The organism is Pedobacter sp. UBA5917 (assembly GCF_002432345.1).
GTDB lineage: Bacteria > Bacteroidota > Bacteroidia > Sphingobacteriales > Sphingobacteriaceae > Pedobacter.
This window is the reverse complement of record NZ_DJDT01000225.1, coordinates 1-10,428: the sequence shown is the minus strand read 5'-3', so window position 1 is coordinate 10,428 and position 10,428 is coordinate 1. Positions and strand designations below refer to the sequence as shown.

Annotated in this window: 6 protein-coding genes and 2 tRNA genes; 3 read left to right on the top strand and 5 right to left on the bottom strand. The window is 39.8% G+C overall.

Annotated elements, in window-relative coordinates; genetic code table 11:
- Positions 1-172: 172 nt before the first annotated feature.
- Positions 173-1,393, bottom strand: a complete 1,221-nt coding sequence (locus tag B2V92_RS15120) for an alkaline phosphatase family protein (RefSeq protein ID WP_293309572.1) — start codon at positions 1,391-1,393, stop codon at positions 173-175.
- A gap of 257 nt (positions 1,394-1,650) precedes the next feature.
- Here B2V92_RS15120 and B2V92_RS15115 point away from each other — a divergent pair, with 257 nt between their 5' ends.
- The 3 genes from B2V92_RS15115 (at position 1,651) to B2V92_RS15105 (ending at position 3,565) form a co-directional block, all read left to right on the top strand.
- On the top strand, positions 1,651-2,772 hold the full coding sequence (locus B2V92_RS15115) for a helix-turn-helix domain-containing protein (protein ID WP_293309570.1): 1,122 nt from the start codon (positions 1,651-1,653) through the stop codon (positions 2,770-2,772).
- Positions 2,773-3,342: 570 nt separating this feature from the next.
- Positions 3,343-3,418 (top strand) — tRNA-Met (locus B2V92_RS15110).
- Positions 3,419-3,493: 75 nt separating this feature from the next.
- Positions 3,494-3,565: transfer RNA gene (locus B2V92_RS15105), tRNA-Glu, on the top strand.
- A 450-nt stretch (positions 3,566-4,015) separates the two neighbouring features.
- On the opposite strand, the gene B2V92_RS15100 is transcribed toward B2V92_RS15105, so the two are convergent.
- The 4 genes from B2V92_RS15100 to B2V92_RS15085 form a co-directional block, all read right to left on the bottom strand.
- Entirely contained in the window at positions 4,016-5,137 is a 1,122-nt protein-coding gene (locus B2V92_RS15100) for a DUF4932 domain-containing protein (protein ID WP_293309568.1), read from the bottom strand.
- Between the two features lie 307 nt (positions 5,138-5,444).
- Positions 5,445-7,064 (bottom strand): beta-1,6-N-acetylglucosaminyltransferase, encoded by a 1,620-nt coding sequence (locus tag B2V92_RS15095; protein ID WP_293309566.1) that lies wholly within the window; start codon positions 7,062-7,064, stop codon positions 5,445-5,447.
- Between the two features lie 45 nt (positions 7,065-7,109).
- Complete coding sequence (locus tag B2V92_RS15090; protein ID WP_293309564.1) at positions 7,110-8,276, bottom strand: HlyD family secretion protein; 1,167 nt, start codon at positions 8,274-8,276, stop codon at positions 7,110-7,112.
- Between the two features lie 7 nt (positions 8,277-8,283).
- A partial coding sequence (locus B2V92_RS15085) for a peptidase domain-containing ABC transporter (RefSeq protein WP_293309562.1) occupies positions 8,284-10,428 on the bottom strand: 2,145 nt, incomplete at its 5' end.

Here is a 10,428-nt window from a genome sequence, read left to right as displayed (position 1 = left end):
ACAGGCTAAGAAAGCTGCTTTTATACGAAGCGGCTTTATTGTTTTTTATTCTTTACATCAGCAATCATTATATACAGGAATGATTAAACACAGCACCATCATTGCTATGTTTGCAAGCAATATTAATGATGGGCCCCTGATAATCGACACTTAGTTTTTATCGGCAATACCCTTATTTTTTTATTGGGGTTTTGTACAACCACGAAGCCAGCTTGTAATTGCTGGTAAAATACCCTGCAGGTGGCGCATTTTTAGCATTGTATATAAACAGCGGCACCTTCGCATCATATAACGACCCATGACTCCGATAAGTGGAGGGCAACTCTTCGGAAGCTAACTTTTCAAGATGTCCAAAAACGGTAACGCTATCTCCAAGCACCATATAATCGCCTATACGTTCGGGCATCAGGTGAAACCTTGCCGCAGCATCTTTTTTCGACAACACTTCGGTAACACCGGCAAGCCCTTCAATGGCATGCTTAACTTTTACCGAATCTTTTTTGTTGTTTAAGTATACATAAGCCGCCCCACCAAAACCCAGGTGATGTTTGAAATAACGGTCTTTTTCGGGAGAAATTGCCGCTTTAAGAGGTAATCCATGGCTTGTCATCGTTTTTTCGAGGTCCCAGCATTTGGTTTTATGCGTTACCGTATGGTCGGCGGTAATTAAGATCGCAGCATCTGGCGCAACCTGGATAAACTTAGCGAGGTATTCGTCAATTTTTTGAAGGTGCTCTTTAGATTCTACGCTTTCGGATGCCCAGGTGTGCATAGGATAATCGGTAGTATGAATATAGGTTAATCCGATTTCAGGGTCGTTTTTAAGGCTATAAAGCGCGGCATCCATTATCCAGTAATTAATTTCTCGGCTATAAATATCTGGAGGAGTTCCAATCCGCGCTGTCCATTTCGGGGTAACGGTTTCGCGCGAGACGGCCTCACCCGCACCTTTTTTAAGGAGCAGTACAGTTTTCGTTTTACAGGAGAAGAGAACGGATTTAACACCTTCGCGCTGTGCCCGCTCAAAAATGGTTTTACCCAAAAGCAAGCGCTCATCCTCCATATATTCTTCGCCTCCGGTAGATGGATTTAAAAATACGTTACCCGTAATACCATTGATATCTGGTGTTTGCCCGGTAACAATTGCTGCATTGTTAACCATTGTAACAGCCGGCATAAGCGATGGCACCACCTTGTAAATCCCCTGTTTTGCCATTTTGTTAAGCGTAGGCATACTGCTATTGCGATAATATTCGTCGCCAAAGCCGTCCATCATAATTACGATTACCCTTTGCCTTTGTTTCTTAACCTGCGCTTGCAGTGCCATTTGGCCAAGCAGCATACAAATGAGATAAATAAAAATGTTTTTACTGTTTTTTTTGAATGAGTACATTTAGGGTAAAATTTAAGTATTGTTCATCATGTTTAATAAAATCGAAATTGTGAATAATCAAAAACAGAATCGACCGCTTCCGTCAAAACATACTACCTAACGTCAACCTCTATAAACTAACACCCTTAAACAACTGACTAATAAAAACTTACAAAAAGCACAATCTTAAAACTTTTGCAGTTATCTGTCATGCCAAATACTTAACATTGATATAATGTTGCAATATTATATTTGAAAAGACTTAAGCTTTTTATAAAATGAAGTACATAATTTTTGCGGGTATGCTTCAATCAGCAATATCACTTCTACTGCTATTAAATAACAGGAAAAAAGAAAAATCAGACAATATCTTAGCTTTACTACTGATTGGCATTGCCTGGCACCTCACCACCAAATTTTATATTTTCACAACACTTGGCAATCCTTCCATATCTACCATGATGCATACTTTCATCCAGTTATCGTATGGCCCTTTACTATACCTGTACGCCGAAAAAAAGAATGGTAGTTTATGCACCATAAATACACATTGGTATTTGTTTATTCCGCTTATTATGTCGTTTGCGCTATATGGAAGTGTTTTTGCCAGTTATACATGGTATCCAAACAACGGCAAATTTATGCTCGATATTTACAATGCAACGGTGTTTCCTCCCATAATCGCAACCCATTTTATATTTGGGTTCTTTATTCTCATCAAAAGGAGGAATAAAGGTTTTGCTGACCATTTATTAATCCGTAATCTATGTTTGCTACTCATTTGTTTAGGCATATCAGAGGTTGTACTTACCTACACTGTTATCGAAGCGCCGGCATATACCTTACTTAACAGAAGTATTATCTATATTCTGCTTGGCACAGCGCCGGTGCTGGTAATCAGTAACAAGTTTTTTAGTGCAACGAGAGATTGGGAATACAATTCCAAATCGCACATACCTGAATATCAAAATCCTAAACCATCAGCACAACTATCGGGATCGCTTTATGCTCCGATTGACAATTTTTCGAGAAAATTATTATTAAACCCTGTCCAGCACAAGGAGGTTTTTACAAAAATCGACCTTTTGATAAAAGACGGCCAGCGCTATAAAGAAGACGACATCAGTTTGGAAAAACTTGCAGCCATTTCAGGCATCAGCAGACATTATATTTCTGAAACACTGAATGTTTTTGCAAAAAAATCTTTCTATCAATATGTAAACGAATACAGGATTGAAGATGTGGTAAAAACCCTTGATAACAATAGGGAAAACGAGAACCTGCTTGCTATTGCCTACAGGTCGGGGTTCAAAAACAAATCTTCCTTTAATGCCTATTTCAAAAAAATCATAGGTATAACCCCATCCGAGTATATCAGAAATCAGGATAAGTCGTGCTGATTCGCCTGGAGTCAGAATTGTATTGTTGTTCAGGTTTATTTTTGATGTTCGAAACTGCTTCGAATCATTCCACAAAGTTCTAATCAGGGATAATCGGGCTTTAACTTTAAATCACTGATAAATTCCCTGCCGATTACATTCTTGTAAAACCAGAAGAATAAACTAAAACCTCAGGGATTTAAGAAATGTATAGCGCCTGATTTACCCGCATCCGATGAAGATGCGGGCAAACAGGACTTCAAATCAACATAACTAACCAAATATATATTGAGATAGAAATTAGTGCTAAAACCAAGAAATGATAATTTTTATTTAGACTAATTATAAACAAAGAAAAGAAAGAAAATTTATTCACACAAATTTTCAGCAGAAAAAATAGTTAAACTTTTGTTAAATGCCTACAACTTGCTCATTATCAATTCGAAATTTATCGCCATAAATTAATCGCATTTTAAGGGTTAAATCAGTTTGAAAAAATATTTTAAAATATTTTTAAAATGGCTTTGCAAATATCAAAACAAATCTTACCTTTGCACTCCCTCAGACGGAGATTTGAGGTTAAAAATAGAGTGCGGGGTGGAGCAGTTGGTAGCTCGTCGGGCTCATAACCCGAAGGTCGCACGTTCGAGTCGTGTCCCCGCTACCAAGAAGTTGGGAGTTGAGAGTGTTAAGTTGGGAGTTTATCCAAACTGAAAATTCCAAGGTCAAAACTCAGATTAATGGCCCGTTCGTCTAGGGGTTAGGACGCCAGATTTTCATTCTGGAAACAGGGGTTCGATTCCCCTACGGGCTACAAAAATCAATATCAAATGATGTCAAAACCCTGCAAATCAAACATTTGCAGGGTTTTTTATTGATATCAAAAACCTAAAATATGCATCAAATCGCAATAAAAAAGTGTGTATTTCGGTGCGTATCTAAAAGGGAATCAGTACGCACTTATTCAACACAACAAACTGAAAAAACAACACGTTCAGAAATTAACATCTTGATACGGAAAACTACTGTCTTACTTTTATTTCACTCTAAGTAATTTCCATCTGCTTTTTTATTTAAAAAAGCAAAATCTACAAAGGAGGCGCGAACATCATTCGAAGGGTAAGCTTAAACAGCAGTTCGGTAATAACTGATTTAATTTAGCTTTCAGAGCAAATGTTAAAAGCCGCAAATACTTTTTGCGGCTTTTAACATCTATAATATCAATTTGCTGATTGAAAGAAACTCTGTATTAGCCAACATAGCCCTACCTGCTCAACAACTCGAGCAGGTACGGGTACAAATCATCAATCTTTTTATCAGGAAGTTCAGATTTTGCCTGCTCTAAACATGATACAAACAGCTCCATCTTCGGGAAGCCCCGCGCTATCATCAAACTGATCACATTATTTCGGGTTTCAGCATAAAGTGCCTTATTATAATTATCCTGGCAATACAGCAAAAAAGTACCAAAGGTCATGTATTCGTTGAAGACTTTGATAGGATTTGGATAAGCATAGGTACCATCGGCTTTCTCATTCACCCAGGCTGCCCTGTTCTTAAATACGCTATCTAGTGCAGTCTTATTGGCATCTGAAGGCATACTAACATAGTTATGGTCTATTTCTGAAAACATTACCCTCGTATTGAAAAGTTCGTTTTGAATAGCCGAAAGTTTAGGATCGTGATCAAGCGTGGGAAGTACCATAACAATCTGCCAAAAGCCTTTGTCTTTAAAGTCAGTGGTATAATTAAGTCCGTTAATAAGGGGCGAACACAGAATCAGGTAGCTGTTGATGCTGGTTTTAAAGTTCTTTTCAAGCCATTTCCATTGTCTATCCAGATCTGCACCTGACTTATAATCTGCAATTATTTTTTTATAATACGACTTGTGCTGACTGTAGAAACCCCAGAATAGCGATTTTTTAGCGAAGGCTTCGATATCTTTTTTGTAGGTATCCAATGGATTGGTTTTGATGACCATATTACCTACGCCCCGAGCCGGAAAAATATAATTAGGGTTGCGCTTTAATCTAGCTCCCGAAAGATCATAGGACATCGCATTCCCAGAGATGAAAATATAATTATAGAGCGAAACGTTCAGCAAGGAATCAAAGGTTTTTATGATGGGTTCGTTTGCATACGGCTTAAAATGTTTAAGTACATCCTGATAATATGTACCACTTTGATTTACCATATCATCATTGCTAAGCCCAGCTTTGGTAATGGCCAGCATAATATGTAGCAGTTCTTTAAGGGGAGGTATCTCAACGCGCGACTTACCGTTGTTTGCCTTTTGGAAGGCTCGGTCAAAGCTTGCTTTTTCCTGCGCATTGGTGCATAATAAACCTGTTGTAAGTAACAGTAGCAGAACAGTAATTTTTTTCACTAGGTTTTACGGTGTAGTTTTATTGATATGCAAATATAAAAATCGCCCTCTAAATGCTCAGGTATTTGCGGATTTTGGGCAAAAAAAACGCTTAGGCTATTTACTATCTTAGTATTTAAAAGATTTTAATGGCCAATATTGATAACCTGGCAGACTTGGAATTTATGCGCAAAACTGAAATATGTATGCATCCCGACGATAACCAATAAATCAGTAGCTTTTATCTGCTCCAAAATGTCAAAAAAGCATTCTTTTTTAGTGCAGCTATATTAAAAAAGAGTTACTTTTTGATACCTTTTACCAAACCCTAAGTTTTTAGCGGATGATACAGCAGCGAACCATTAATTTCGCTTTGGCTAATTAGTGGCCGGTACCTCATCGAACCTGTATCAAGCTCACCTCCTGCTGCAGCCATAGATTCCTGATAAAATTTCCCTGTAGCACCTTCGCGCACATAACTTCCATTTCCGCCAAAATCCTCTACCGAAAAGCCATGTTCTTTAAGCAGTGTTGGGATGGCCACTTCGTGATGGCCCGACCAGCCTTCGCTGAAAGCTTTATCCAAAAAACAAACTGCGCGGTGCGAAATCCGGTATATGGGGTTAAATGAGCGCAATCTTCTGGATACGGGGATTATTTTACCCTGATTGTTCTGCAAACTGTACCACCAGTGCCATTTCGGTTCATCACAATAATCGCGCAGGTGGGAGCTGATAAAATCTGCCTCCACATCTTTGAAATTATCGAAAAACTGACCAATATCCCCATTATAATATACATCATCTTCAATTACCCAATAATGCCTGTATGCCTGGTTATTACGATAAAATTGAAAAAGCGGAAAATGGTTGCTGCCGGGAAGCAGAGATTTGAATATACCCTGTAAGGATAAATTATTCATAATTCCATCATCAAAAAGAAAGTGTTCTGCCCCATCCTGCACGGCAACAGATTTATGCTGTTTTTCGTGGCGCAGGTATATCAAAGTGAATCTTTTAGGCAGGGTTTCTTTAATACGGTTATACCTGGCAAGCGTTTCCCCATCGCTTTTATCTGTTAAAAACAGTACAACTTCCCTATTTACATCAATCTTTGTATAGCCCGGAAGTACTAAAGGTTTCTTTTTAATATCGAGCAGCTCACAGTCTATTCTGTCGAGCACTTTTGAAGGTCGGCTGGCTTCCATTTTCCGGGCAAATAAAAACTTGCTTTTCTTCATCATATCCAGATACTCTTCGCCCAAATATTTGGGATGGGCATAAGGATACTCCCACTTAATAAGATGCAGGTTATGGTTGATCAGGTTTTTGTTTACAAACCCATTTCCGCAATTTAACAGCAACGTTTGGAAGAAACTTTCATCCGGAATCCTTACCAGTTTAAAATACCGGATAAAATCAGGGTTTACAGCTAGAAAATCCAAAATTATTTCTGCTACCTGAAGCGGAAAGGACATCCATTGCGAGCCGCCATAAAATTTTATCTGCTCGCTAATTTCGGCATAAAGCGGAAACCTATCCTGTCCCCCTCCTTTCCAGTTTTTATATGGAACCGGATCGTATTCCATGAAAATACCATCAGGATTTGCAGCTAAATATTTATTGATGTGCAGGTTGCTTTTAATGGGATAATCCTGCCCACTTAATAAAACGATCCTATCGGTTGATGGAAGCGCACTACGGATAAACCCCAGTGCATTTAACACCGCCTGAACCAGCTCGAAACTGCCCCAGGCACTCTCACACCGCTGTTCCAGAAAAAAAGTTTTCTCAAAATCCAGGTCTGTAAAAACCCGCATAAAATCTGTTATATCGGCACGCTTATCAACGTGTATTACAAAATTTACCTCTGCAGAGGAAAGAACATTGACCAATCGCTGTAATTGTCTGGGGTTTTTATGGGCCAGGATAATGTATGTAATATTCATTATTTATAAATTAAAATGCTAAAAATCATTAAATAAGGAAACTGTTTATTTACCATTCGGACTGATAACTGTCCGTAAATTATTTATAAAGCGTGCCAGCAGCGAGTATTCGCGCACGATTACCTCAACATCAGCAGACATACCGTTTTTTAAGATGATCGGGCTGTTGCCTTTCTTATCATCAGCGAAATCGACCCGGGCCAGGTAAAGGCTATCGTTGTATGCAAATTCGGAAACTGAAGAAAGGCGCCCCCTCAATAAGCCATATTGCTGATAAGGATAACTATGGAGCTTAACGATTACCTGCTGCCCCATTTTAATTTTTGCGATACTTGATTCCGGTATCCTTATTTCGCCATAAAAACCTTTGTTTTTTTTATTTATGATAAAAACTTTCTGGTTCTGCACCAAAGTTGTGCCGGGCTGGATAATGCTGATGTAATTCAATTTACCATCCGACGGTGCCATTAAAATGTGGCTGCTTTTCCAAACCCCGATTTCATCCTGAAAGTTAATGAGCGATTGGCCAAACTGTAACTGCGCTTCATCCCTTTGTTGTACCAGAGCCGAATACTCTTTTTGCAGTTCAGGGATTTTTGTATCGAGTGTTTTAAACTCCGCTTCAGACCGGTATTGTTTATGGACGATTTTCTGATTTAGACGATTGATATCTCTTTCTAAAATTTTGACCTTATTGGCCAGGTAACTATTGTTACGCCCAGATATAAATTTAAGGTAACTGATATTGAGCAACTGGTATGTTTTTTCGAGACTGCCAAGATTTAAACCTTTAGGTAAGGTAACATCTGTACTTTCGGGATGTTTTAGCAGGTCCGACCGGAGCTCATCTACTCTCTTAGCCAAATAAAGGATATCTTCATGGTTACCCGGGCTTTCGAGCCATGCAATTATTTTTCCCTTTTTTACAAAATCGCCATCAGCGGCAAAAACCGACTTAACAATCCCTGCCTGCTGGGCTACGATGATTGCCGGAGGATTAGTGCTGTTAACCCTTAGCTCGGCATTAATGGTTTCGGGATAGGAAATCAGGTTTGAACATAGGATAATTATAATCAGGATGGCAAAAAGCAGGGTAACGCCGCAGCGGATAATCCAATGTGGTACCGCTGTAATGATATCGTTCACTTCTTCGCTCCTGATCTCCTGAAGATGCATGAGCTCTTTTCCTTTTATGTTTTCTGCTTGTTCCATATCTGTTCTAATTTCCCAGCTCGAGCTGGTTTTTAACCAGTTGATAATATTCTCCCCTGCTACGCGAAAGTGACTCGTGCGTTCCCTGCTCGATAACTTTCCCCCTATCCAGCACAATAATTTTATCGGCATTTTTAACGGTACTTAACCTATGGGCAACAACCACCACTGTTCTTCCTTTAAAAAACGATTCGAGGTTTTCCATAATCACCTTTTCATTATTGGCATCGAGCGCGTTGGTTGCCTCATCGAAGAAAATATACTCGGGGTTTTTGTAAACAGCCCTGGCAATAAGGATACGCTGCTTCTGTCCCTGGCTAATTCCGTTACCCTCCTGCCCTATTTTGGTGTAAATGCCGAGGGGCAGGCCATCAATAAACTCATTAATGTTTGCAACGTTCATGGCATTCTGCAGTTTTAACATGTTTGGATACTCATCGCCAACAGCAATATTTTTTGCTATGGTATCGGAGAAAATAAATCCATCCTGCATTACTGTTCCGCACTGGCTTCGCCAAAAGCGGTAACCTATTGTTTCAATCGGGATCCTACCTACTTTAAGATCACCGGATTCGGGGCTGTAAAACCGGAGCAGTAACTTCAATACGGTTGTTTTTCCACTCCCGCTCATGCCAACAATAGCCGTAGTTTTGCCCTCGGGAATGCTGATGGTAAGATTTGACAGCGTAGGCTCTAAACCGGCACCGGGGTAACGGAACGAAATATTGTTTAATGTTATACTCCTTTCATTCGGCAGTTCGTTATAAAAACTTCTTTCGGCTGGTTCTTCTTCATCCATTGTATGGATCTCATTTAAACGTTCGAGACTGATTTTTGCATCCTGCAGCTGCTGGAGAAATGCCACAAACTGTTCGATAGGGCTGTTGAGCTGGCCTACAATATATTGTACCGCCATCATTGCACCCAGGGTAAGCTGCCCATCAACCACTGCTTTGGCCACGATGAAGGTGATGATAATATTTTTGCCTTCGTTGATGATAAATGTTCCGGTTTGCTGCACCTGATTTAAGGATAAGCTTTTGATGTTAAACCTGAAAAGTTTAGCCTGGATCCTTTCCCATTCCCATCTTTTCTGCTGCTCGCAATTGTTGAGCTTTATTTCCTGCATACCGCTTATGAGTTGTACAACTGTACTCTGATTTTTTGAAGAAATATCAAATCTTTTAAAATCGAGTGCCCTGCGTTTTCTCAAAAACAGGATTACCCAGAGCGAATAAATGATGCTACTGAATATAAATATAGAAAAGAGGGTTACACTATAACAGGCCAGTACTGCTCCGAATACGAGCATATTGAACATGGAGAAAAGAATGTTAAGGGTTGAACCCGTAAGAAAGCTCTGTATCCTACCCTGATCGCTCATCCGTTGCATGATATCGCCCATCATCTTAGTATCGAAAAAACCCATTGGGAGTTTCATCAGTTTGATGATAAAATCGGTCAGGATCGAAATATTGATTCTTGAGCTGATATGCAGCAAGATCCAGCTCCGGATAAACTCAACCGCAGTTCTTCCGATAAAGAGCATGGTTTGAGCGATCAGAATGAGGTATATAAAATTAATATTCCGGGTATTAATACCTATATCTACTATACTTTGAGTAAGAAAAGGAAGAATCAGCTGCAAAAGGCTTCCTACGGCAAGGCCCGTAAACAACTGAACAACAAGGCCCCTGTATTTTTTCAGGTAACCGGCCAGATAAGTAAGATCCAATCCTTTTCTCTCCTCATCTTCCAGGCTGTAAAATTCGGGGGTTGGCTCCAGTGTAAGCGCAACACCTTCTGAGCGGTGCTGGGTATGCGTGCTTAACCAGTGTTTTTCGAATTCGGGCTGCGCATAGATGATCAGTCCTTTTGCCGGATCTGCAATGTAATATCTGCGGTTATGCACTTTATAGAGCACAACAAAATGATTCTGGTCCCAATGCAGGATTACAGGCAGATCTATTTCGGCCAGCAACTCCAATGGCAGTTTTATACCACTTGTACGAAAGCCGTTTTTCTCTGCAGCCTCACTGATCCCGAGTAACGAAACACCATTCCTNCTCATTCCGGATGTTTCGCGCAGGCGCTGCAAACTAAGGCGTTTCCCGTAATGGCGGGCAATCATCCTTAAACAAGTTGGACCGCA